General features: G+C 69.8%; 19 protein-coding genes. 16 read left to right on the top strand and 3 right to left on the bottom strand.

Annotated features, from left to right (window positions below):
• Positions 1 to 235: 235 nt before the first annotated feature.
• From BKH20_RS11210 to BKH20_RS11200, 3 genes are all read right to left on the bottom strand, one after another.
• Positions 236 to 868, bottom strand: a complete 633-nt coding sequence (locus BKH20_RS11210) for a DUF421 domain-containing protein (RefSeq protein ID WP_075391126.1) — start codon at positions 866 to 868, stop codon at positions 236 to 238.
• Between the two features lie 62 nt (positions 869 to 930).
• Positions 931 to 2,292 carry an isochorismate synthase gene (locus BKH20_RS11205; RefSeq protein WP_075391125.1) on the bottom strand — a complete coding sequence of 454 codons (1,362 nt, stop codon included), beginning with the start codon at positions 2,290 to 2,292 and terminating at the stop codon, positions 931 to 933.
• 48 nt (positions 2,293 to 2,340) lie between these two features.
• Positions 2,341 to 3,066, bottom strand: a complete 726-nt coding sequence (locus BKH20_RS11200) for a demethylmenaquinone methyltransferase (RefSeq protein WP_075391127.1) — start codon at positions 3,064 to 3,066, stop codon at positions 2,341 to 2,343.
• A 377-nt stretch (positions 3,067 to 3,443) separates the two neighbouring features.
• On the opposite strand from BKH20_RS11200, the gene BKH20_RS11195 reads away from it, so the two are divergent.
• The 16 genes from BKH20_RS11195 (at position 3,444) to BKH20_RS11120 (ending at position 22,774) form a co-directional block, all read left to right on the top strand.
• The gene (locus BKH20_RS11195) at positions 3,444 to 4,745 is read left to right on the top strand and encodes a geranylgeranyl reductase family protein (RefSeq protein WP_075391124.1); all 1,302 of its coding nucleotides are present in this window, start codon (positions 3,444 to 3,446) and stop codon (positions 4,743 to 4,745) included.
• Positions 4,742 to 5,101 (top strand): NADH-quinone oxidoreductase subunit A, encoded by a 360-nt coding sequence (ndhC, locus tag BKH20_RS11190; protein ID WP_070663128.1) that lies wholly within the window; start codon positions 4,742 to 4,744, stop codon positions 5,099 to 5,101. Before BKH20_RS11195 ends, ndhC begins: the two co-directional genes overlap by 4 nt.
• Before the next feature lie 62 nt (positions 5,102 to 5,163).
• Positions 5,164 to 5,778, top strand: a complete 615-nt coding sequence (locus BKH20_RS11185; RefSeq protein ID WP_178387886.1) for an NADH-quinone oxidoreductase subunit B — start codon at positions 5,164 to 5,166, stop codon at positions 5,776 to 5,778.
• Positions 5,775 to 6,551: an NADH-quinone oxidoreductase subunit C gene (locus tag BKH20_RS11180; RefSeq protein WP_075391123.1), complete on the top strand. Its 777-nt coding sequence runs from the start codon at positions 5,775 to 5,777 to the stop codon at positions 6,549 to 6,551. The genes BKH20_RS11185 and BKH20_RS11180 overlap by 4 nt, the downstream gene beginning before the upstream one ends.
• Positions 6,551 to 7,939 carry an NADH-quinone oxidoreductase subunit D gene (locus BKH20_RS11175; protein ID WP_075391122.1) on the top strand — a complete coding sequence of 463 codons (1,389 nt, stop codon included), beginning with the start codon at positions 6,551 to 6,553 and terminating at the stop codon, positions 7,937 to 7,939. Before BKH20_RS11180 ends, BKH20_RS11175 begins: the two co-directional genes overlap by 1 nt.
• Positions 7,939 to 8,709, top strand: coding sequence for an NADH-quinone oxidoreductase subunit NuoE (gene nuoE / locus BKH20_RS11170; RefSeq protein WP_075391121.1), 771 nt, complete (start codon positions 7,939 to 7,941; stop codon positions 8,707 to 8,709). The genes BKH20_RS11175 and nuoE overlap by 1 nt, the downstream gene beginning before the upstream one ends.
• Positions 8,706 to 10,037, top strand: coding sequence for an NADH-quinone oxidoreductase subunit NuoF (nuoF, locus tag BKH20_RS11165; protein ID WP_075391120.1), 1,332 nt, complete (start codon positions 8,706 to 8,708; stop codon positions 10,035 to 10,037). Before nuoE ends, nuoF begins: the two co-directional genes overlap by 4 nt.
• Before the next feature lie 3 nt (positions 10,038 to 10,040).
• Entirely contained in the window at positions 10,041 to 12,788 is a 2,748-nt protein-coding gene (locus BKH20_RS11160; RefSeq protein WP_075391119.1) for an NADH-quinone oxidoreductase subunit G, read from the top strand.
• Complete coding sequence (gene nuoH / locus BKH20_RS11155) at positions 12,785 to 14,431, top strand: NADH-quinone oxidoreductase subunit NuoH (RefSeq protein ID WP_075391118.1); 1,647 nt, start codon at positions 12,785 to 12,787, stop codon at positions 14,429 to 14,431. The genes BKH20_RS11160 and nuoH overlap by 4 nt, the downstream gene beginning before the upstream one ends.
• Positions 14,424 to 15,134 (top strand): NADH-quinone oxidoreductase subunit NuoI, encoded by a 711-nt coding sequence (gene nuoI / locus BKH20_RS11150; protein WP_075391117.1) that lies wholly within the window; start codon positions 14,424 to 14,426, stop codon positions 15,132 to 15,134. The genes nuoH and nuoI overlap by 8 nt, the downstream gene beginning before the upstream one ends.
• Positions 15,131 to 16,129, top strand: coding sequence for an NADH-quinone oxidoreductase subunit J (locus BKH20_RS11145; protein WP_075391116.1), 999 nt, complete (start codon positions 15,131 to 15,133; stop codon positions 16,127 to 16,129). The genes nuoI and BKH20_RS11145 overlap by 4 nt, the downstream gene beginning before the upstream one ends.
• Positions 16,126 to 16,431, top strand: a complete 306-nt coding sequence (nuoK, locus tag BKH20_RS11140; RefSeq protein ID WP_003787144.1) for an NADH-quinone oxidoreductase subunit NuoK — start codon at positions 16,126 to 16,128, stop codon at positions 16,429 to 16,431. Before BKH20_RS11145 ends, nuoK begins: the two co-directional genes overlap by 4 nt.
• 17 nt (positions 16,432 to 16,448) lie before the next feature.
• The gene (nuoL, locus tag BKH20_RS11135; protein ID WP_075391115.1) at positions 16,449 to 18,443 is read left to right on the top strand and encodes an NADH-quinone oxidoreductase subunit L; all 1,995 of its coding nucleotides are present in this window, start codon (positions 16,449 to 16,451) and stop codon (positions 18,441 to 18,443) included.
• Between the two features lie 13 nt (positions 18,444 to 18,456).
• Entirely contained in the window at positions 18,457 to 20,061 is a 1,605-nt protein-coding gene (locus BKH20_RS11130; RefSeq protein WP_075391114.1) for an NADH-quinone oxidoreductase subunit M, read from the top strand.
• The gene (nuoN, locus tag BKH20_RS11125; protein WP_070663117.1) at positions 20,058 to 21,671 is read left to right on the top strand and encodes an NADH-quinone oxidoreductase subunit NuoN; all 1,614 of its coding nucleotides are present in this window, start codon (positions 20,058 to 20,060) and stop codon (positions 21,669 to 21,671) included. Before BKH20_RS11130 ends, nuoN begins: the two co-directional genes overlap by 4 nt.
• A complete protein-coding gene (locus tag BKH20_RS11120; protein ID WP_075391113.1) occupies positions 21,668 to 22,774 on the top strand; it encodes a polyprenyl synthetase family protein in 1,107 nt (368 codons plus the stop codon). The genes nuoN and BKH20_RS11120 overlap by 4 nt, the downstream gene beginning before the upstream one ends.
• Positions 22,775 to 22,992 lie beyond the last annotated feature (218 nt).

The raw sequence follows: 22,992 nt of genomic DNA, 5'->3' as shown, positions 1-22,992 counted from the left end.
GACAAGGCCTACAACAAAACCGTCAACCAGATTCGCTACAAGATCGAGCGAGTCATCGCCAACATCAAGACCTGGAGAGTCCTGCACACCGGCTACAGAAGACCACTAGACACCTTCCCAGAAACCATCACAGCCATCCTCGGACTCACATTCATCTACACCCCATGAATAAGCCTCGTGTTGTAATCTGCAGGCAAGGGGAGTGCTGTCATCTGACGATCGATAAAGAGGGTTCTTACTGATAAGTCGTCAGGATCAGCTTACCGTCGACATACTCTCCTAGGAACACGTCCTCATAAGCATCCGCACCTTTCTTCTTCATCTCATTCATCAGCCATTCCTCGTCCTTGCCGATCACCTGCAGGATGTCGGTCTGCAGCTGTCCGTCTGTGATTAAGGGGAACTTTGGGTTCTCTTCGCCTTCGAGGGTGATAATCAGCTCTCCGTCCTGCTCAACCACGGCTCTTTTCACCTTTTTTGTTGAGTAGACGTTCTGGACTCGGAGCTTGAAAGAGACGTCATGAGCGCTCAGGCCGACTCTCCTGCAGTTCTCAATGTTGATCTTCCCGCCCTCTATGATGATCAGCGCCTTGCCGTCAATGAGCTGTTTCGCTGTGACGTTGTGCTGCTTGACCCACTTCAGCGTCAGGACAAGTCCGCACCACGTACATAAAATTCCAACGTAGTCCAGTATTTTAATATCATTGTTGTAGATTACGCCTCCGATGATGCCGCCCAGGACGTAGTTCTGAACCTGGTCGCTCGCGGATGACGGGGCCAGGTTCCCTTTCCCTGAAACGTTGATAATTATTGTCAGGGCAAAGAACCCAATGAGCAGCTTTATCGCCACAAGGATGAATTCATTCACGATTCTCTTGTTTCATATTGAGTTTTGTTGGACTCGTATCGGTGGGGTGTGTCGGGCCGGACTCAGCCCGGCACGCCCAGCGCCCCCAGCATGGGGCGCATCTTGGCGGTCGTCTCCGCCAGCTCGTCGACCGGCTCGGAGTCCGGCATGATGCCACCGCCCCCGAACACTCTCGCGGGGGACTGCGGTCCGGGACCCGCCTCGGGCAGCTGGGCACTGCGCAGCGCAATGCACCACTCGCCCTCGCCGTGCCAGTCCACCCAGCCCACCGGCCCGGCGTAACGCCCCCGGTCCATGGACTCGGCCTCCTCAATGAGCCTCGCCGCCGCCTGAGTGGGCGTCCCGCACACGGCCGCCGTTGGATGCAGTGCGCCCACCAGTGCCAGCGCCCCGGTGTCCCCGGCGACGACCCCAGTGACGTCACTGGCCAGGTGCAGCACATTCGGCAGCGTCAGGACGAAACGGGCCGGGGCCTCCACCGCCGAGCACAGCGGCTCCAACGCCGTGATCGCCGAGTCCCGGGCCAGCTCATGCTCTCGGTTGTTCTTCTCAGAGCCCTCCAGCCAGGACGCCAGGCGCGCCGTCGCCAGAGCGTCCTGACCAGCATGCCGGCGGGCAGTGCCGGCCAGTACCCTGCTGATGAGGCGCCGATCCCTTAGACGCAGCAGCAGCTCAGGGCTGGCCCCCACCATCCGGTCGACGGCAAAGACCCAGGTGGAGGGATAGTCGCGGGCCAGACGCCGCAGCACCGTGCCGGTGGTCAGCGGCGCGCCCGGGTAGGCCAGCACGTCGCGAGCCAGGACCACCTTGCGGGCCTGCCCCGCGCGCATCCGCTCCTGCGTGGCGCAGACCGCCCGGCACCACTGCTCCTCGCTGAGCGCCCCGGTCTTGACAGTGGCAGCGCCACTGGAGTCCCCGGTATCGCCGGCTTGCTCCCGGCCAACCACCGCGTGCGCCTGCGCCACCATCGCCCCCAGGAGCATCTCGGGATCCGGGTGCTCCGGCTCCACCCCGTCGGCAGCCCCGGGCACCACGGTCGTCAGCCAGGCACGGGAGTCGTCACACCCGACGAGCACCTCGGGAACCACCAGGACCGAGGACTGCTCGGAGGCGGGGGAGAAGGTGACCGTACCCAGCGCCACTGGTCCGGTCCCGGGGCGGACCAGCGCGTCACGCCACCAGGCCGCGCCGACGACGGCCCGCCACGCGGCCCGCAGAACCTCGATGCGATCCTCCCCGTGCGCCTCGATCACCAGGGCGCGGCCCAGACCGATGAGTCCGCACCCCTCGTGCACCCAGGAGCTGACATCCTCGCGGCCCGCCAGCAGGTCGATGAGCGCCAGACCCTCCAGCGCGTCCTCGGGCAGCTCATGGGTGCGGAAGGACAGCCGCGGCGGATCGGCCAGGCAGTGCTCCGCCCTCACGACTCTGCCCTCACGACGTCGGCCCCAGAACCCTGCTCAGGCCGGTTCTCACTGCTCGCCCCGGGTGTGCTCGGGCCGCGTGGCCCGGTGGACCGCGACGATCCCGCCGGAGAGATTCTTGTAGCCCACGCCCCGCCAACCGGCCTCGTGCATGAGGCCCGCCAGCTCCCTCTGATCCGGCCAGGCCAGGATCGACTCGCCCAGGTAGTCGTAGGCCTCGGTGTTCGAGGAGACCAGGCGGGCGGCGGCCGGCAGGGCGCTGCCCAGGTAGAAGTGGTACAGGCGGCGGAAGGTCGGCCGGACCGGGGTGGAGAACTCCGCGATGACGATCCGCCCGCCCGGAACCGTCACCCGGCGCATCTCCGACAGCGCCCGCGCCGTGTCCTGCACGTTGCGCAGCCCGTAGGAGATGGTGACGACGTCGAAGCTCTCATCGGCGAAGGGCAGTGCCGTGGCGTCCCCGGCCACGAAGGCGATCTCGGGGTGGCGGCGCTTGCCCTCGGCCACCATGCCGGTGGAGAAGTCGCAGGCCACGACCTCGGCGCCGTCGGCGGCGTACTCCACCGAGGAGGTGCCGGTCCCCGCGGCCAGATCCAGGAGGCGCGTCCCCGGCCTCGCGGCGACGGCCGCTCGCGTCACCCGGCGCCACATGTGCACCTGGAATAGGCTCATCACGTCATTGGACAGGTCGTAGCGGCGCGCAACGGCGTCGAACATCCCGGCGACCTCGCGCGGGTCCTTGGCGAGGCTGGCTCGAAGAGGGGATCGGCTCATGGAGGTCATCATCGCAAATCCCGACCGTGGCAACGCAGCCGAGGCGTGCCGCAGACCGCTCCAGACCGACTTCCGACCACTCAGGGGCCGCTCTAGGACGCAGGTCCCGTCCGACAGTGTTGAAATTCGTCACTCACTTGCAGCGTAATTCGGGAGCGCCGTCATCTGCCGCAGAGACGGGAGCTACCGTGAAGATTGCCGTCACGGCAAGGAAAACCGCTGTTCGCCTCCTGTCTTGGCGCTCTCGTCATGGAGGTGTCGGCCGCCTGGGTACAGTCGGCACGGGCTCCGCCCAGTGCGGGGCCTGCATGACGGTGCCAACTGTGATGCCTACGACAACACCCGCATTACCAGAAGTGCCGAGGAGGGAAACCCGAGTGACTCAGGCAGCCGCCCAGTCCAGCGCCTCCGCCACTGCCGACGTCATCGTCGTCGGGGCGGGCCCGGCCGGATCCTCGGCGGCCTACCACATGGCCACTCTCGGCCTCGACGTCATCCTGCTGGAGAAGCAGGAGCTCGGCCGGGACAAGGTCTGCGGGGACGGGCTGACCCCCTCGGCCGTGCGCGAGCTGGTCTCCATGGGGATGGACACCACTGGCTGGCAGCGCAACCGCGGCCTGCGCGTCATCGGCGGCGGGCACCTCCTCCACTTCCCCTGGCCGGAGCAGGCCTCCTTCCCCTCCTACGGGATGGCCCGCCCCCGCGCCCTGCTCGACCGCGACCTGGCCGAGCACGCCGCCGCGGCCGGCGCCCGGCTGCTGACCGGCGTGACCGTCACCGGCCCCGCCACCTCGCCCACCGGCCGCGTCACCGGCGTTGAGGCCCGCCCCACCAACCGGGTCGCCTACCCCGGCATCGAGGGCCCCACGACCTTCACCGCACCTCTGGTCGTCGACGCCGGAGGCGTCTCGGCCCGCCTGGCCACCGCCGTCGGGCGCACCAAGAACGAGCGCCGCCCCATGGGCGTGGCCGTGCGCGCCTACTTCCGCTCCCCGCGCGCCCAGGACGCCTGGATGGAGTCCCGCCTCGAGCTGTGGGACGGCACGCCCGGCAAGTCCGACCTCCTACCCGGCTACGGCTGGATCTGGTCCGTGGGGGAGGGGCTGGTCAATGTCGGGCTCGGATCGGTCTCCTCGCGTGCCCAGGCCACCGCCATCGACTACCGCGCCGTGTTCAACCGCTGGATGGACAACGTCCCGGCCTCCTGGGGCTTCACCAAGGAGAACCAGGTCGGCGGCCTGGTCAGCGCCGCCCTGCCCATGGCCTTCAACCGCAAGCCGCACTACGCCGACGGCCTCATGCTGCTGGGCGACGCCGGAGGCATGGTCTCGCCCTTCAACGGCGAGGGCATCGCCCAGGCCCTCATGTCCGGCCGCCTGGCCGCCCAGGCCGCCGCCCAGGCATCCGCCCGCACGACCACCTCCGGCCGCGAGCAGGTGCTGGCCCAGTACCCCAAGGCCCTCAGCTCCGAGATGGGTGGCTACTACACGCTCGGCCGTGTCTTCGTCGCTCTCATCGAGCACCCCGAGGTCATGCGCCTGTGCACCCGCTACGGGCTGCCGCGCAAGCGCCTCATGAAGCTCGTCACCAAGCTCCTGTCCGACGGGTGGGAGCGTCGCGGTGGCGACGGAATCGACCACTTCATCCAGCTCCTGACAAGGATGGTGCCGGAAGCATGAACCCCTACGCCTCCCTGCTCATCATGGCCGCGGTTGCCCTCGTGGTCGCCGTCGGCGGCCTGGCCCTGAGCGCCATCGTCAGCCCTGCCCGGCGCAACCGGGTCAAGGTCGCCAACTACGAGTGCGGCATCGACCCCACCCCCGCCAACACCGAGCACGGGCGCTTTCCCGTCGCCTTCTACCTGGTGGGTATGACCTTCATCATCTTCGACGTCGAGGTGGTCTTCCTCTACCCCTGGGCCACGGCCTTCGGGCGCCTGGGCTTCTTCGGGCTGGGGGCGGCCGTCCTGTTCATCGGCCTCATCACCGTGCCCTACATCCTCGAGTGGCGTCGCGGCGGACTGGACTGGGACTGAAGCCGCTCTGACCGGCCAGGACCCAGCCACATGATCCCAAGGAGTACACAGCAGTGAAGAGCATGAAAAAGCACAACGCCTACATGGCGTCCATCCCCTCCAAGCGCCACGACCCCCACGCCGCCGCGGCCGCCGAGGTGGACAGCCCGGGCTTCCTGCTGACCACCGTCGAGAAGCTCGCGGGCCTGGCCCAGGCCCGCTCCCTGTGGCCCGTCACCATGGGCCTGGCCTGCTGCGCCATCGAGATGATGGCCGCCGGCACCCCCCGCTTCGACATGGCCCGCTTCGGCTGGGAGGTCTTCCGCGCCTCCCCGCGCCACGCCGACGTCATGATCGTCTCGGGCCGCGTCTCCCACAAGATGGCCCCGATCGTGCGCAATGTCTACGACTCCATGCCCGAGCCCAAGTGGGTCATCTCCATGGGGGCCTGCGCCTCCTCGGGAGGCATCTTCAACAACTACGCCGTCGTCCAGGGCTGCGACCACATCGTCCCGGTGGACATCTACCTGCCGGGCTGCCCGCCGCGCCCCGAGATGCTCCTCAACGCCATGCTCGAGCTCACCCGCCAGATCGAGAAGAAGCCGCTGTTCAAGCACCGCGAGGAGATCGCCCGTGCCGTCGAGGCCGCCGCGCTGTCGGCCACCCCCACCCATGAGATGAAGGGCCTGCTGGCATGAGTGAGAAGAACGCCCCGGGACACGAGTCGGGCTCCGACGCCCTGTCCGAGACCCCTGAGGTCCCTGCCGTCCCCGAGGTCGCCGGCACCCCCGTGCGCCCCGAGCTGCGCCTGGAGGTCATCGCCGCCCCCACCGGCCAGTTCGGCGCCTCCGACGCCGGCGACACCACCGGCTACGGCGAGCACCGCAGCGTCGTCACCCTCGCCCCCGCCGCCGTGCGCCCCTACGGCGGCTGGTTCGACGACGTCGTCGACGCCCTCATTGAGGACCTCCAGGAGGCCGGCATCGACCCGGCCGCCGCCATCGAGAAAGTCGTCATCGAGCACGACGAGCTCACCCTGTTCATCGCCCGCGAGCACCTGCTCGACGTCGCCCGCCCCCTGCGCGACGACCAGGACCTGCGCTTCGAGCTGTGCCTGGGCGTCAGCGGCGTCCACTACCCCCAGCTGGCCGGGCGCGAGCTGCACGCCTGCATCCAGCTCATGAGCCTGACCCACGGCGGGCGCCAACTGCGCCTGCAGGTCGCCTGCCCCGAGACCGACCCGCACGTGCCCTCCCTCGTCTCGATCTACCCCGGCAACGACTGGCACGAGCGCGAGACCTGGGACCTCATGGGCATCGTCTTCGACGGCCACCCCCACCTGACCCGCACCGCCATGCCCGACGACTGGGCGGGCCACCCCCAGCGCAAGGACTACCCGCTGGGCGGCATCCCCGTCGAGTACAAGGGCGCCCAGACCCCGCCCGCCGACACCCGGAGGTCCTACCGCTGATGAGTACCACAAGCACCTTCCGCGCCTCCGGCCCCGCCACGGACGAGCTGTCCGCCGGCGCCGAGCAGTTCACCGTCAGCGGCGGGGACTGGGACGACGTCGTCGCCCAGATCGCCGAGCGCGACGAGGCCGACCGCCTGCGCAACGACCGGATCGTCCTCAACATGGGCCCGGTCCACCCCTCCACCCACGGCGTGCTGCGCCTGGTCCTGGAGGCCGACGGCGAGGTCGTCACCGAGGTCCGTGTCGGAACCGGCTACCTGCACACCGGTATCGAGAAGAACATGGAGTACCGCACCTGGGTGCAGGGCGAGACCTTCGTGACCCGCATGGACTACGTGGCCCCCTTCTTCCAGGAGGTCGGCTACGCGCTCGCCGTCGAGAAGCTCCTGGGCATCACCGACGACATCCCCGAGAAGGCATCCGTCACCCGGGTGCTGCTCATGGAGCTCAACCGCATCGCCTCCCACGCCGTGGCCGTGGGCAGCGGCGGTAACGAGATGGGCGGCACCACGCTCATGACCATCGCCTTCCGCTGCCGCGAGAACATCCTCAAGGCCTTCGAGATGGTCTCCGGGCTGCGCATGAACCACGCCTACATCCGCCCCGGGGGACTGGCCCAGGACCTCCCCGAGGGCTTCACCGAGTTCGTGCGCTCGGTCATGCCCGACATCAAGCACGACATCCACGAGCTCGAGCTCCTGCTCCTGGAGAACCCGATCCTCAAGTCCCGTTTCATCGGCGTGGGGGAGATCAGCCTGGCCGGCGCTCTCGCCCTGGGCCTGACCGGGCCGTGCCTGCGCGCGGCCGGCTACCCCCTGGACATCCGACGCACCAACCCCTACTGCGGCTACGAGACCTACGACTTCCGGGTCCCCACCTACCGGGTCTCCGACTGCTACAACCGCCTGCGCATCCGCCTGGACGAGTGCTACGAGTCCCTCAAGATCGTCTCCCAGTGCCTGGACCGCCTCGACGAGATCGCCGCCCGCGGCGAGGACCCCTCCAACACCACGATGGTGGCCGACCCGACCATCGCCTGGCCCGCCCGCATGTCCATCGCCACCGACGGCCAGGGCCAGTCCCTGGAGCACGTGCGCGAGATCATGGGCAGCTCCATGGAGTCCCTCATCCACCACTTCAAGCTGGTGACCCAGGGCTTCAGGGTCCCGGCCGGGCAGGTCTACCAGACCGTCGAGCACGCCAAGGGGGTCCTGGGCATCCACGCCGTCTCCGACGGCGGCACCCGCCCCTACCGGGTCCACTTCCGTGACCCCTCCTTCTCCAACCTGCAGTCGCTGGCCATGATGGGGGAGGGCGGCATGATCGCCGACCTCGTGCCCGTTCTGGCCTCCATCGACCCCGTCCTGGGAGGCGTGGACCGCTGATGAGCACCACCGAGAACGCAGTCAACCCGGCCGTCGAGACCATCGCCACCGTCAGCGCGGTCGGCCCGGTGGGCACCGTCGCGCAAGCCGCTGTGGCCGCCGGATACAGCGCCGAGGTCGCCCAGGGCCTCCAGGTCGACATCGAGCGGATCATCGCCCGCTACCCGGCGGGCAAGGAGCGCAGCGCCCTCATCCCGATGCTCCACCTCATCCAGTCCGTGGACGGCTACGTCTCCCCGGCCGGCATCGCCCTGTGCGCCGCCCGGCTCGGCCTGGAGCGGGCCGAGGTCAGCGCCGTGGCCACCTTCTACAGCCAGTTCCGCCGCCACCCGGTGGGCACCTACCACGTGGGCGTGTGCACCAACGCCCTGTGCGCCATCATGGGCGGGGACGAGATCTGGAAGGCCGTCACCGAGCACACCGGCCTGGGCGCCGAGGAGACCAGCGAGGACGGCACCATCAGTCTCGAGCGCGTCGAGTGCAACGCCGCCTGCGACTACGCCCCCGTCGTCATGGTCAACTGGGAGTTCTTCGACAACCAGACCCCCGACTCCACCGTCGCCATGATCAAGGCCCTCGAGCGCGGCGAGGACGTCGCCCCCACCCGCGGCCCCGAGACCGTCCCCACCTTCCGTGAGAACGAGCGCCTGCTGGCCGGCTTCGAGGACGGCCGCACCGACGAGGGGCGCGGCCCCGGCGAGCCGACCCTGCGCGGCCTGCGCATCGCCCGCGAGCAGGGCTGGACCGCGCCGAAGGAGGAGACCAAGTGAGTGACACCGCCACCTACACCGCGCCGGGGACCCTCACCCCGGTCCTGAGCGACCTGTGGGACCAGGAGCGCTCCTGGACCCTGCAGACCTACCTCGACAACGGCGGCTACGAGGGCCTCAAGAAGGCCAAGACCCTCAGCTGCGAGGACCTCATCGGCCTCATCAAGGACTCCGGCCTGCGCGGACGCGGCGGCGCCGGCTTCCCCACTGGCCTGAAGTGGTCCTTCCTGCCCCCGGTCGACGGCGGCCCGCGCTACCTCGTGGTCAACGCCGACGAGTCCGAGCCGGGCACCTGCAAGGACATCCCCACGCTCATGTCCAACCCGCAGGCACTCATCGAGGGCATCGCCATCACCTCCCGGGCCATCGGCGGAGACCACGCCTTCGTCTACCTGCGCGGCGAGGTCCCCCACGTCTACCGCCGCCTGCTCAGCGCCGTGCGTGAGGCCACCGAGTCCGGGCTGCTGGACACCGGCTTCGGCCTCGACGGCCAGCAGCGGCTGCGCATCACCGCCCACGCCGGGGCCGGCGCCTACATCTGCGGTGAGGAGACCGCCCTGCTGGACTCCCTGGAGGGCCGCCGCGGCCACCCCCGCCTCAAGCCGCCCTTCCCCGCCGTCGCCGGCCTCTACGCCCGACCCACGGTGGTCAACAACGTCGAGACCATCGCCTCGGTCCCGGCGATCCTGGCCCGCGGCGCCCAGTGGTACTCCACCATGGGCACCGAGAAGTCCAAGGGCCACGGCATCTTCTCCGTCTCCGGCCACGTGGCCCACCCCGGCCAGTACGAGGCCCCCTTCGGCATCACCATGCGCGAGCTCATCGAGCTCTCCGGCGGCATCCGCCCCGGCCACGAGCTGAAGTTCTGGGTACCGGGAGGCTCCTCGACGCCGATCTTCGGCCCCGACGAGCTCGACGTCCCCCTGGACTACGAGTCCGTGGCCGAGGCCGGTTCCATGCTGGGCACGCGCGCCCTGCAGGTCTTCGACGAGACCGTCTCCGTGGTGCGCGTGGTCACCCGCTGGACCGAGTTCTACCAGCACGAGTCCTGCGGCAAGTGCACCCCCTGCCGCGAGGGCACCTACTGGATGCGTCAGATCATGCTGCGCCTGGAGGCTGGGCGCGGACTGCCCGGCGACGTCGAGAAGCTCGAGTCCATCGCCTCCAACATCGCCGGACGCTCCTTCTGCGCCCTGGGCGACGCCTCCGCCACCCCGGTCCTGACCGGCATCAAGCGGTTCCGCGAGGAGTTCGAGGCCGGCTACACCGCCGCCGCCGACGAGCTCTTCCCCTACGCCGCCTCCTCCGTCTTCGAAAGCGCACGGTGAGCCATGACTGCTGAGACGACCACCAAGAGCTCCGCACCCGCGGCGCCGCCGGCCCCCGAGATGGTCCACATGACCATCGACGGGCTCCCCGTCGAGGTTGCGAAGGGGACCCTCCTCATCCGCGCCGCCGAACAGGTCGGCGTGCGCATCCCGCGCTTCTGCGACCACCCGCTGCTCGCGCCGTCGGCCAACTGCCGCCAGTGCCTGGTGGAGGTGGCCATGCCGGGGCGCGACGGCGTCGTGCGGCCCATGCCCAAGCCTCAGCCCTCCTGCGCCATGACCGCCATGGAGGGCATGGAGATCTCCACCCAGGCCACCAGCGAGGTCGCCGCCAAGGCCCAGGCCGGCACCATGGAGTTCCTCCTCATCAACCACCCACTGGACTGCCCGGTGTGCGACAAGGGCGGCGAGTGCCCCCTGCAGAACCAGGCCCTGGAGCTCATGGCCTCCGGAGCCCAGTCCGTCACCCGCTTCACCGACGTCAAACGCACCTTCCCCAAGCCGCTGCGCCTGACCAGCAACATCCTGCTGGACCGCGACCGCTGCATCCTGTGCCAGCGCTGCGTGCGCTTCGCCGACCAGATCCCCGGGGACCCCTTCATCGCCCTTCAGGGCCGCGGTGGCGGGCACCCCTCCTTCGACATGGACGGCGAGCCCGAGCACACCGGCGGCCTGTACTCCGAGCAGATCGGGCGCTTCGACGCCCGCGTCCTGGACTTCCACACCGAGGCGCCCCAGGAAGGGCTCGACGCCGACCTCCAGACGATCCGCGGCGTGCCCTCCCTGAGCGCCCTGGGAGACCTGACCGGCCCCGGCGGCGAGCCCGGCGCATCCGACGGCACCGACTACGGCCCCGACCTGGGCGCCGGCCGCGAGGACCTGGACGCCTCCGGGCGCCCCTTCGCCTCCTACTTCTCGGGCAACATCATCCAGATCTGCCCCGTGGGCGCCCTGACCTCCGCGAAGTACCGCTTCCGGGCCCGCCCCATGGACCTGGTCTCCACCGACTCGGTCACCGAGCACGACGCCTCCGGCTCCGCCATCCGCGTCGACATGCGCCGCGGCGTCGTCCTGCGTCACCTGGCCGGCAACGACCCCGAGGTCAACGAGGAGTGGATCACCGACAAGGACCGCTTCGCCTTCACCTGGTCCTCCCAGCCCGACCGTCTCACCGTGCCGCTCGTGCGCGACGAGGAGACCGGCGAGCTCGTCACCACCTCCTGGTCCGACGCCCTGGACGTGGCCGCCCGGGGACTGGCCCGCGCCGCCTCAGACGGGGGAGTGGGGCTCCTGCCCGGCGGCCGCCTCACCCTGGAGGACGCCTGGGCCTGGTCCCGCTTCGCCCGCACCGTCCTGGGCACCAACGACATCGACCAGCGCGTGCGCGCCCACAGCCAGGAGGAGGACTCCTTCCTGGCCGCCTGCGTGGCCGGCACCGGACTGGGCGCCGTCACCTACCGCCACCTGGAGCGGGCCGGGCAGGTCCTGCTCCTGGGCCTGGAGCCCGAGGACGAGTGCGGCTCGGTGTTCCTGCGCCTGCGCAAGGGCGTGCGCGCCGGCGGCGTCAAGGTGGCCACCGTGACCACCTGCCTGAGCGCCGGCAGCCGCAAGCTCTCCGCCCAGGCCATCCTCACCCCGCCCGGTGAGGAGGCCCGCGTCGTCGCCCACCTCAGCCAGACCCACCCCGAGCTCGTCGAGGCCCTGCGGGCCGACGGCGCCACCATCCTCATCGGTGAGCGCGCCACCCGCGTCCCCGGCCTGCTGAGCGTCGCCGACGCCCTGGCCACCGCCACCGGCGCCCACCTGGCCTGGGTGCCGCGCCGCAGCGGCGAGCGCGGAGGCATCGAGGCGGGCCTGCTGCCCGGCCTCCTGCCCGGCGGGCGCCCCGTGGCCGACCCCGAGGCCCGCGCCCAGGTCGAACGGGCCTGGAACCTGGGCCCCGAGCACCTCCTGCCCACGACGCCGGGCCGCGACGCCACCGCCATCCTCTCGGCCCTCCTGGAAGGGAGCCTGGGCGGCGCCGTCGTCGGCGGCATCGACCTGCGTGACTTCCCCGACCCGGGCCTGGCCCGCGCGGCCCTGGCCGCCAGCGGCTTCACCGTCCAGCTCGAGGTGCGCCGCAGCGAGGTCAGCGAGCACGCCGACGTCGTCCTGCCGGTGGCCCCGGCCGTGGAGAAGAACGGCACCTTCGTCAACTGGGAGGGGCGCGTGCGCCCCTTCGGCCAGGCCCACGTCTCGCGCGCCCGCACCGACCGCCAGGTCCTGGGTATGCTCGCCGACGAGATGGGAGTCGACCTCCAGGTCGACGACCTGGTCGTCCTGCACGAGCAGCTCGCCGACCTGGGACTATGGCGCGGGAAGCGCCCGACGGTCGCCTTCGGGCCCACCCCGGCGGTCTGCACCGGCGCTCCCGCCCCCGCCGACGGGGTGGAGGCACGCCTGACCACTCACAAGCCCATGCTCGACGCCGGGCGCCTCCAGGACGGTGAGCCCTTCCTGGCCGCCACCGCCCTGCGCCCCGTCGCCAAGGTGGGCGCCGACCTCGCCCAGCGCCTGTCGCTGACAGCCGGCCAGGAGGTGACCGTGGCGACCGCCACCGGGTCGATCACCCTGCCGGCCGTCGTCGGCGGCGTCAGCGACGGCACCGTGTGGCTGCCCGAGTGCTCGGCCGGATCCACCGTCCACCAGACCCTGGGCGCCGGGCACGGCTCCCAGGTCACCGTGACCCATGCAGCGGAGGTACTGAGGTGAACCCGATCTACGCGGCTCAGGCCGCTGCCGACGACGCCCTGTCCAACGGGGGCGTGACCGCCGACTTCTCCGCCGAGACCTGGTGGCTGACCCTCATCAAGGCCGTCTTCATCGTCGCCTTCCTCATCGTCAGCGTCATCATGGCGCTGTGGGTGGAGCGGCGCGGCCTGGCCCGCATGCAGACCCGCCTGGGCCCCAACGTCAACGGCCCGCTCGGCCTGCTCCAGGCGGTCGCCGACGCCGGCAAGCTCATCATGAAGGAGGACTTCTGGCTCAAGGGGGCCGAGAAGGCCATCTACCTCCTGGCGCCGCTCATCGCCGCCTTCAGCGCCTTCATGGTCTACGCGGTCATCCCCTTCGGGCCTCAGGTGAGCATCTTCGGCCACTCCACGCCCCTGCAGCTGACCGACTTCCCGGTGGCGGTCCTCTACATCCTGGCCATCACCGCCTTCGGCGTCTACGGGATCATCCTGGGCGGCTGGTCCACGCACTCCACCTACCCGCTCTTCGGCGCCGTGCGCAGCGCCGCTCAGGTCATCTCCTACGAGCTGAGCATGAGCCTGTCCATCCTCACGGTCTTCCTGGCCTCCGGGACCATGTCCACCTCCGGGATCGTGACCGCCCAGGAACGCATCTGGTGGGCCGTGGCGATGGTGCCCAGCTTCATCATCTACGTCATCTCCATGGTCGGTGAGGTCAACCGCCTCCCCTTCGACCTGCCCGAGGCCGAGGGTGAGCTCGTCGCCGGCCACATGGTCGAGTACTCCTCGATGAAGTTCGCCTGGTACTTCCTGGCCGAGTACATCAACATGTTCAACGTCTCGGCCGTGTGCGTCACCCTGTTCCTGGGCGGCTGGCGCTCGGCGATCCTCAGCCTGTTCTGGGAGGGCGCCAACTCCGGCTGGTGGCCGATGCTGTGGTTCATCGCCAAGGTCTGGGCCGTCATGTTCTTCATGATCTGGACCCGCGGAACCCTCGTGCGCATTCGTTACGACCACTTCATGAAGCTGGGCTGGAAGGTCCTCATCCCGATCTCCCTGGTCTGGTTCGTGCTGGTGGCAGTGGTGCGCGCCTTCCGCACCTTCTCGGGCGCCTCCGTGCAGGCACTGCTGCTGCCGATGGCCGTCGTCTTCTGCGTCATCATGTTCATCCTCTTCCTCATCCCCGACAAGGAGGAAGAGGAGGAGCTCTACGAGGACTACGACGACGAGGACGCTGACGACGACGTCGAGATCCTGGATGCCGAGGACGACCACGTGGCCTTCCTCGAGGGCTTCCCCGTCCCGCCGTCTCCGGGCACGTCCCTGCCGCCCTCACCGCGGGCCCGCCGCGCCGCCCTGGCAGCGGAGGAGACTGCTGCGGCCGATGACTCCCAGCCCGGGGCGGCCACCGCCGTCGGCCTCCTGGAGGACACCGACGTCGAGGACGACGACTTCGAGGACGACGCGGCCGGTTCCGCAGCCTCCGCCGAGTCGCCCGACTCGGCTGACACAGCCGGCACGGCAGTCCCGACCGGTAAGGACGCAGCCACCGCCCTGCCCACCTTCACCCTTGACCTCAAGGCCGACCCGGCCAGTGACACAGCCGCAGACAAGGCCACCGACGAGGCCGCTGAGGCACCCCAGGAGGGAAAAGATGACTGATCGCCCCCACCGTTCCCGGGGCTCGCAGCACGACAAGTGGCTGCGCGACGCTCCCTCCGCCCTGGCCCGGGCCTTCGCGCCCGTGGCCGGCTACGGGGTCACCATCTCCTCGATGTTCCGCCCGGTGGTCACCGAGCAGTACCCCTTCGAGCCGCCGCAGGTGATGCCCCGCTACCACGGGCGCCACCAGCTCAACCGCTACGACGACGGCCTGGAGAAGTGCATCGGCTGCGAGCTGTGCGCCTGGGCCTGCCCCGCCGACGCGATCTACGTCGAGGCCGCCTCCAACGAGCCCGGCGCCCAGTACTCGCCCGGCGAGCGCTACGGGCGCGTCTACCAGATCAACTACCTGCGCTGCATCTTCTGCGGCATGTGCATCGAGGCCTGCCCCACCCGGGCCCTGACCATGTCCACCGACTTCGATGAGCTCGTCGGCCCCGGCCGCGAGGGCCTCATCTACGAGAAGGAGGACCTGCTGGCCCCCGTGCCCGAGGGCGCCGTGTCCGCGCCCCATCCCATGGTCGAGGGCACCGAGGACAGCGACTACTACCGCGGGAAGGTCGTCGGCTCCACCCAGGTCCAGATCGACTGGGTGCGGACCCACCGACCCGAGGACCCCAGCCTGGGCGCCGCCCGCGCCAAGGCCGCCCCCACCGCCTCCGGCCGGGGCAGCCGTCACACCGTGAAGGGAGCCCTGCGATGAGCACCCTGCTGATGACCGGAGCCTCCGCCCTCGCCCCGGCCGCCCTGACTCAGGACGGTCACCTGGGGCTGGGCGAGGCGATCATCTTCGGCGTCGTCGCCCTGGTCACCGTGGCCTGCGGCATCGGCGTCCTGACCGCCAAGCGCGCCGTGAACGCCGCCATCAACATGATCGGCATCATGGTCTCGCTGGCCGTCCTCTACATCGTCAACGAGTCGCCCTTCATGGGTATCACCCAGGTCGTGGTCTACACCGGCGCCGTCATGACCCTCGTCCTGTTCGTCATCATGCTCGTGGGCGTCGGCGGCGACGAGCCGGTGGGAGCCGTCGGCACCGTCATGAGGCGCCCGGTCCTCATCCTCCTGGGACTGGGGCTGGTCGGTGCCCTGACCGCCGTCGTGTGGCGCTCCACCCTGCCCACGCCGGTCGGCCTCAAGGACGGCGCCAAGGCCGCCCCCGACCTGCTGGCCGTCACGCTCTACCACGACCACGTCGTCGCCATGGAGCTGACCGCCATCCTGCTCATCGTGGCCGCCGTCGGCGCCCTGACCCTCACCCACCGTCAGCGCATCCGGGCCAGGCTCAGCCAGCGGGCGGTGGCCGCCAGCAAGATGCAGGACTACGCCACCAAGGGCGCCCACCCGGGCCAAAAGCCCATGCCCGGCGTCTACGCCTCCACCAACTCCGCCGCCGCCCCGTCCCTGGACGCCCAGGGCGAGGCGGTCGAGGAGTCCGTGCCCCGGGTCCTGCGGGCCCGCGGCCAGGGCCTGGAGCTGTCGGACGTCTCCCCGGAGATGGGCCTGGCCCAGCGTTCGGGGACGATCGTCTCGCGCCTGGCCGGTGCCGGCCGGGACGGCGCAGCCGGCGGTCCCCGGGCCCGCCGCTCCGGGATGCCCTCCATGCCCGGTGCCGCCGCACCCGCCGTCAAGCAGCCCGTCCTCAGCGATGACGGGGCAGCCGAGCCGGCCGCCCCGGAGCAGAAGGAGGAGAAGTGAGTCTCCCCATCACCGTCTACCTCATCCTGGCCGGGGTGCTGTTCACCCTGGGGGCGCTCACGGTGCTGCTGCGCCGCAACGCCATCATCGAGCTCATGGGCGTTGAGCTCATGCTCAACTCCGTCAACCTCGTCCTGGTGACCTTCTCCCGGATCCACGGCAACCTCACCGGTCAGGTCTTCGCCTTCTTCGTCATGGTGGTGGCCGCCGCCGAGGTCGTGGTGGGTCTGAGCATCGTCGTATCCATCTTCCGCACCCGCAGGTCCACGTCGGTCGACGACGAGAACCTGCTCAAGAACTGAGGGGAGAGACCACCGACATGCTTCCCGCTCCTGTCACCGCTGTTGTGACGCCCCTGACCGAGGCCACCGGCCTGGCCTCCTGGGCCTGGCTGCTCATCGCCGTCCCCGCGGTCTCCGCCGCCTTCCTGCTGCTGGCCGGCCGCCGCTCCAACGCCTGGGGCCACTGGCTGGGCCTGGCCGCGTCCTTCGCCGTCGCCTGCCTCGGCGTGGGCATCCTCGTGCAGGTCCTGAGCCTGCCCGCCGAGGAACGCGTCATCGGCCTGCCCCTCTACCAATGGTTCTCCGCCGGGAACCTGAGTATCGACGTCGGCCTGCGCCTGGACCCGCTGTCGCTGACCTTCGTCGCCCTGGTCACCTGCGTCGGCTTCCTCATCCACCTGTACTCGGTGGCCTACATGGCCCACGACCGCGACCGGCGGCGCTTCTTCGCCTACCTCAACCTCTTCATCGCCGCGATGCTCACCCTGGTCCTGGGGGACTCCTACATCGTGCTCTTCGTCGGTTGGGAGGGCGTGGGCCTGGCCTCCTACCTGCTCATCGGCTTCTGGAACACCGCCGACGCCGACGCCCCCCAGGGCGAGCAGGCCACCAGCCGCGAGAACGCCGCCGCCGCCAAGAAGGCCTTCGTCATGAACCGCGTGGGCGACGTCGGCCTCCTGCTGGCCATGATGACGATGGTCGGCCAGGTCGGCTCGGTCTCCTTCGACGCCGTCTCCGCCGCCGCCCTCGACGGCTCGGTGAGCACCGGCTGGCTCACCGCCATCGGCTTCTTCCTGCTCCTGGCGGCCTGCGGTAAGTCCGCCCAGTTCCCCCTCCAGGCCTGGCTGGGTGACGCCATGGCCGGCCCCACGCCGGTCTCGGCCCTCATCCACGCCGCCACCATGGTCACCGCGGGCGTCTACCTCATGGTCCGCTCCTCCGCCGTCTTCGAGGGTGCCCCGAGCGCCCAGACGGCCGTGGCCGTCGTCGGCGCCATCACCCTGCTGCTGGGGGCCGTCATCGGAAGCGCCAAGGACGACATGAAGAAGGTCCTGGCCGCCTCCACCATGAGCCAGATCGGCTACATGATGCTGGGCGCGGGCCTGGGCCCGATCGGCTACGCCTTCGCCATCTTCCACCTGCTCACCCACGGCTTCTTCAAGGCCCAGCTCTTCCTGGGGGCCGGCTCGGTCATGCACGCCATGGGCGACCAGGTCAACATGCGCCGCTTCGGCGGCCTGCGCGGCGCCATGACGATCACGTGGGTCACCATGGGCATCGGCTGGCTCGCCATCCTGGGGGTGCCGCCCTTCTCCGGCTTCTGGTCCAAGGACCGCCTCATCGAGGCCGCCTTCGTCGGTGAGGGCGCCAAGCCCTGGATCCTGGGGACCATCGCCCTGCTGGGCGCGGGCCTGACCGCCTTCTACATGTCCCGCCTGTTCTTCATGATCTTCCACGGCAAGCAGCGCTGGACCACCAAGGAGGACCTGGAGGGCGAGGTCCACCCCCACGAGTCCGGCTGGCTCATGACGCTGCCGCTGATCGTCCTGTCCGTGTTCTCCGTGGGCCTGGGCGGGCTGCTGACCTACAACAACATGTTCGTCACCTGGCTGGAGCCGGTCACCGGTCACGCCGAGCACGGCGAGCCGGTCCTGCCGGCCGCCGTCATCATGGGCGCCACCCTCGCCCTGGTCGTCGTCGGGGTTCTCGTGGCCTGGTGGATGTATGTGCGCCGCCCGGTGCCCGTCGTCCTGCAGCCGGCCAACCCCCTGGTGGAGGCCGCCCGCAAGGACATGTACCAGGACGCCGTCAACGAGGCCCTGGCCATGCGCACCGGCCAGGGGCTGGTCCTGGCCACCGACGCCGTCGAGCGCTACGTCGTCGACGGCGCCATCGAGGGTGCCGCCGCCGGCACCGGCGCCCTGGGGCGCCTGACCCGCCGCACCGAGTCCGGGTACGTGCGCTCCTACGCCGGCTACATGCTGGCCGGAACGGTCCTCGTACTCATCGCCGTCCTGGCCGCCAGGTTCTGAGAGGACACGACACATGCCGACTCTTCCCGCATCGCTGCCCGTCCTGACCGTCATGGCGGTCACGCCGCTGGCCGGGGCGCTCCTGCTGTGGCTGGTCCCGCCGCTGCGCCGGCTCCACGCCCGCGCCGTGGGCCTCGTGTTCTCCCTGGCGGTCCTCGCCCTGGGCCTGTGGGCGCTGAGCGCCTTCGACCTGGCTCAAGCCAGCACCGTCCAGCTGACCGACACCCACGCCTGGATCCCCGCCATCGGCGCCTCCTGGGCCCTGGGCGTCAACGGCCTGGGCCTGTCCATGGTGCTGCTGGGCGCCTTCGTCACGCCCCTGGTGCTGCTCGCCTCCTGGGGTGAGGTCCCCGCCGACCGGCAGGGCCTGTTCACCGGGCTCGTCCTGACGCTGGAGTTCTTCGTCGTCGTCATCTTCTCGGCCCGGGACCTGCTCCTGTTCTACCTGTGCTTCGAGGCGATGCTCATCCCGGTGTACTTCCTCATCGGCTGCTTCGGCGGGCAGAATCGTCAGCGAGCCGCCCTGAAGTTCCTCCTGTACTCCCTGGCCGGCGGGCTCATCATGCTCATCGGCGTCATCGCCGTCTACCTGCACTCCGCCAAGAACGACACCCCCAGCTTCCTCATCGACTCGGTGGCCGCCAACCTGCACGTGTCCACCTCCGCCGGTCACTGGATCTTCCTGACCTTCTTCATCGCCTTCGCCATCAAGGCGCCGCTGGTCCCGGTCCACACCTGGCTGCCCGACACCGCCGAGCAGGCCACCCCGGGCACCTCGGTGCTGCTCATCGGCATCCTGGACAAGATCGGCACCTTCGGGATGATCACCCTGGTCCTGCCGATCTTCCCCGAGGCCTCCCGCTGGGCCGCCCCGGTGATCCTGGTCCTGGCGGTCGTCTCCATCATCTACGGGGGCCTGGCCGCCATCGCCCAGGACAACCTCTACCGCCTCATCTCCTACACCTCCGTGAGCCACTTCGGCTTCATGGTCCTGGGGATCTTCATCGGCAACCAGGTGGCCGCCAACGGCGCCATGGTCTACATGGTGGCCCACGGGCTGTCCATCGCCGGCCTCTACCTGGTCACTGGCTTCATGGCCCGGCGCACCGGGACGGTCACCATCAGCGAGCTCGGCGGCATCGCCCGGGTCATGCCGCTGGTGGCAGGCACCTTCCTGGTCAGCGGGCTGGCCTCCATCGCCCTGCCGGGCCTGAGCGGGTTCGTGCCCGAGTGGATGGTGCTCACCGGCACCTTCTCGGTCTCGCTGGCCCTGGGCGGTGCGGCCGTCATCGGCGTCGTCATCGCCGCCGTCTACATGCTGCTGCCCTACCAGCGGGTCTTCACCGGGGCGCCCGCCCCCGAGCGCGTGGGCAGCCCCGACCTCGACGGGCGCGAGCGCCTCGTCGTCGTCCCCATCATCGCCGCGATGCTCGCGCTCGGACTAGCGCCCGGCGTCTTCACGTCCGCCTTCGACGACGTCGCCCGGCAGGCTGCGCTCACGGTGATCCGCTCCTCGCAGGCTGACGCCTCAGCCCGCGGCGCCGGTGACAGCCTCGATGTCGGCGGTGCGACTGAAGTGCCCGCCGCCTCCACCGCTACGGAAGGGAACACCAAGTGAGCCCCTCAGCCACTGCCCCGATCGTCAACTGGGACGCCCTGACACCGGTCCTCATCATCCTGGGCGCCGGTGTCCTGGGTGTCCTCGTGGAGGCCTTCATCGCCCGGCCCGCCCGTCTGGCCATCCAGTCCACGCTGAGCTTCCTGGCCATCCTGGCCTCCGGGGTCTCCCTGTTCCTGCGCTGGGGCGAGGTCAAGGCCGCCGGGGCCGCCGCCGCTGCCGTGCCCCAGTTCCAGCTCCCCAAGGGCTTCCTGCCGGGCGCCCGCATGTCCGCGGGCCTGACCGAGGACCCCTTCTCCATCGCCGCCCAGGGCATCCTCCTGGTCATCGGGCTGCTGGCCGTCCTGGTGATGGCCGACCGCACCTCCGTCGGCGACGGGGCCTTCGCGGCCCAGGCCGCAGACCGGCCTGGCAGCGCGGAGGAGAGCGAGTCCATCCTGGCCGGGTGGACCACGACCGAGGTCTTCCCCCTGACCCTGTTCTCACTGGGCGGCATGATGCTCTTTGGGGCCAGCAGCGACCTCATCACGCTGTTCGTCATCCTGGAGATGATCTCTCTGCCGCTGTACATCCTGGCTGCCACCGCCCGCCACCGCCGGCTGCTCAGCCAGGAGGCGGCGCTGAAGTACTTCGTGCTGGGTGCCTTCGCCTCCGCCTTCCTCCTCATGGGCTCGGCCCTGCTCTACGGGGTGGCCGGCGCCGTTGACTACAAGACCCTGGGCGAGGCCGTGAGCAGCGCGGCGGGGCAGGACTGGCTCATCCTGGCCGGCCTCATGCTGGTGATCGTCGGCCTGCTGTTCAAGGTGGCGGCCGTGCCCTTCCACGCCTGGAGCCCGGACGTCTACCAGGGCGCCCCCACCCCGGTCACCGGGTTCATGGCCGCCGGTGTCAAGGCCGCCGCCTTCCTGGCCCTGGTGCGCTTCTACTACATGATCGCCGGCGCCATGGGCTGGGACCTGGCCCCCGCCCTGTGGGCCGTGGCGGCACTGACCATGCTCCTGGGCACCGTCGTCGGTGTGGTTCAGCGCGACGTCAAGCGCATGCTCGCCTACTCGGCTATCGCCCACGCCGGCTTCATGCTTATCGGGATCCTGGCCTACTCCAAGGCGGCGATCTCCGCGCTCAGCTTCTACGCCCTGACTTACGGGATCGCCACCGTGGGAGCCTTCGGCATCATCACCCTGGTGCGCTCCAACCGTGACGGCTCCGTGGGCGGTGAGGACGGCGACCTGGAGGCCTTCAAGGGCCTGGGACGCCGCAGCCCCTGGGCGGCCGGAGCCATGACCGTCTTCCTGCTGTCCTTCGCCGGAGTGCCCCTCACGGCCGGCTTCATGGCCAAGTTCCGGCTCTTCGCCGCCGGCCTGAGCGGCAACGGGACGCCCGTCGTCATCCTCGCCATCGTCTGCTCGGCCGTGACCGCCTTCTTCTACATGAGGCTCATCGTGCTCATGTTCTTCCATGAGCCGGCCGGCGAGCGCTCCGTGGTCGTGGCCAGCCGCGGCCCGATCATCCTGGCGGTCAGCGTTGCGGTGATGGCCACAATCGGGCTGGGCGTTTTGCCGCAGGCCGCCTTCGACCTGTTCGACCAGACGGCTATGCTCCTTCCGTGATCGGATCACTGCCGCTGAGCGCCCCCGAGCTGGAGTCGCGCATCACCCCCGCTCTCCAGGCCATTGAGGACCGCCTCATGGAGGTGGTCACCAGCGCTGACGAGACCATCAACCCGCCAACCTCGCACCTGGCTGAGGCCGGGGGCAAGCGCCTGCGCCCGGTCCTGGCCCTGCTGACCGCCCAGCTCGGCGACCCGGCCCTGGCCACCGGTGAACAGATCCGCGACGCCGGCGTGGCCGTGGAGCTGACCCACATCGCCACCCTCTACCACGACGACGTCATGGACGAGGCCCCGCTGCGCCGAGGCGCCCCGAGCGCCCAGACCGTGTGGGGCAACTCCGCCGCCATCCTCACCGGCGACGTCCTCGTGGCCCGCGCCTCCCAGCTGGTGGCGGCGCTCGGCCCGCAGGCCGTCATGGCCCACGCCAAGACCTTTGAGCGCCTGTGCATGGGCCAGCTCCATGAGACCCTGCCGCGCCCGGCGGGTACCGACCCGGTAGACCACTACATCCAGGTCCTGGCGGACAAGACCGGCTCCCTTATCGCGGTGTCGGCCCGCTACGGGGCGATGCTCACCAACGCCGGGGCTCGCACCGAGCAGATCGTGGAGGAGTTCGGCGAGAGGATCGGTGTGGCCTTCCAGCTGGCCGACGACGTCATCGACCTCATGAGCGACTCGGCCACCACCGGCAAGACCCCCGGCACCGACCTGCGCGAGGGCGTGGACACCATGCCGGTGCTGCTCCTGCGCAAGGCCCTGGCGGCCGGTGAGCTCGACGCCGCCGGTCAGGCCATCCTTTCGCGCCTGTCCACTGGTGACCTGTCCGATGATGCCTTCCTGGCCGACGTCGTTGCTCGCCTGCGCGAGCACCCCGTCCTGGCCCGTACCCGTGAGATGTCCATGGCTTGGGCGGCTCAGGCGGTTGAGGGCCTAGAGGGTCTGGAGGAGGCTGCCCTTGACGGGACCCGGCAGCGCCTGGCCCGGGCCGACGTCGAGGGCGAGACTGCCGTGGCGGCTATGGCTGACGCCGGTGAGCGGGTGAGGCAGGTGCGTGTGGCTATGGAGGACTTCGCCCGCATCCTCGTGGACCGGGCCGCCTGAGAAAGGGCCAGCAGCGCCCGACGGGATCTCATTCGTGTGGACGGCAGGTACTGGACTGCTGGGTGTTTTTCGGACAGTGCTTGTTTGTGTTTCAGGCTGCCTTCTTCAGGTCCAGGAAATCGTTTTCGGCCTCGTTCGGGGTGCGATACCCTAGAGTTGAGTGAAGACGAGTACGATTCGTATCTCAGCTCGATCCATGAGGCAATGTCCTTGATCGC

The sequence above is a fragment of the Actinomyces oris genome (assembly GCF_001937445.1).
Taxonomy (GTDB): Bacteria; Actinomycetota; Actinomycetes; order Actinomycetales; family Actinomycetaceae; genus Actinomyces; species Actinomyces acetigenes.
Note: the sequence above shows the minus strand (reverse complement) of the source record. Positions and strands in the feature narration are given on the sequence as shown.

What these genes read in the sequence shown, in the direction of transcription:
- nuoI (WP_075391117.1), top strand. Translation starts at nt 14,424, where the DNA reads ATGACTGATCGCCCCCACCGTTCCCGGGGCTCGCAGCACGACAAGTGG.
- BKH20_RS11130 (WP_075391114.1), top strand. Translation starts at nt 18,457, where the DNA reads ATGCCGACTCTTCCCGCATCGCTGCCCGTCCTGACCGTCATGGCGGTC.
- BKH20_RS11175 (WP_075391122.1), top strand. Translation starts at nt 6,551, where the DNA reads ATGAGTACCACAAGCACCTTCCGCGCCTCCGGCCCCGCCACGGACGAG.
- BKH20_RS11200 (WP_075391127.1), bottom strand. Translation starts at nt 3,066, where the DNA reads ATGAGCCGATCCCCTCTTCGAGCCAGCCTCGCCAAGGACCCGCGCGAG.
- nuoE (WP_075391121.1), top strand. Translation starts at nt 7,939, where the DNA reads ATGAGCACCACCGAGAACGCAGTCAACCCGGCCGTCGAGACCATCGCC.
- BKH20_RS11180 (WP_075391123.1), top strand. Translation starts at nt 5,775, where the DNA reads ATGAGTGAGAAGAACGCCCCGGGACACGAGTCGGGCTCCGACGCCCTG.
- nuoL (WP_075391115.1), top strand. Translation starts at nt 16,449, where the DNA reads ATGCTTCCCGCTCCTGTCACCGCTGTTGTGACGCCCCTGACCGAGGCC.
- BKH20_RS11145 (WP_075391116.1), top strand. Translation starts at nt 15,131, where the DNA reads ATGAGCACCCTGCTGATGACCGGAGCCTCCGCCCTCGCCCCGGCCGCC.
- ndhC (WP_070663128.1), top strand. Translation starts at nt 4,742, where the DNA reads ATGAACCCCTACGCCTCCCTGCTCATCATGGCCGCGGTTGCCCTCGTG.
- BKH20_RS11160 (WP_075391119.1), top strand. Translation starts at nt 10,041, where the DNA reads ATGACTGCTGAGACGACCACCAAGAGCTCCGCACCCGCGGCGCCGCCG.
- BKH20_RS11185 (WP_178387886.1), top strand. Translation starts at nt 5,164, where the DNA reads ATGAAAAAGCACAACGCCTACATGGCGTCCATCCCCTCCAAGCGCCAC.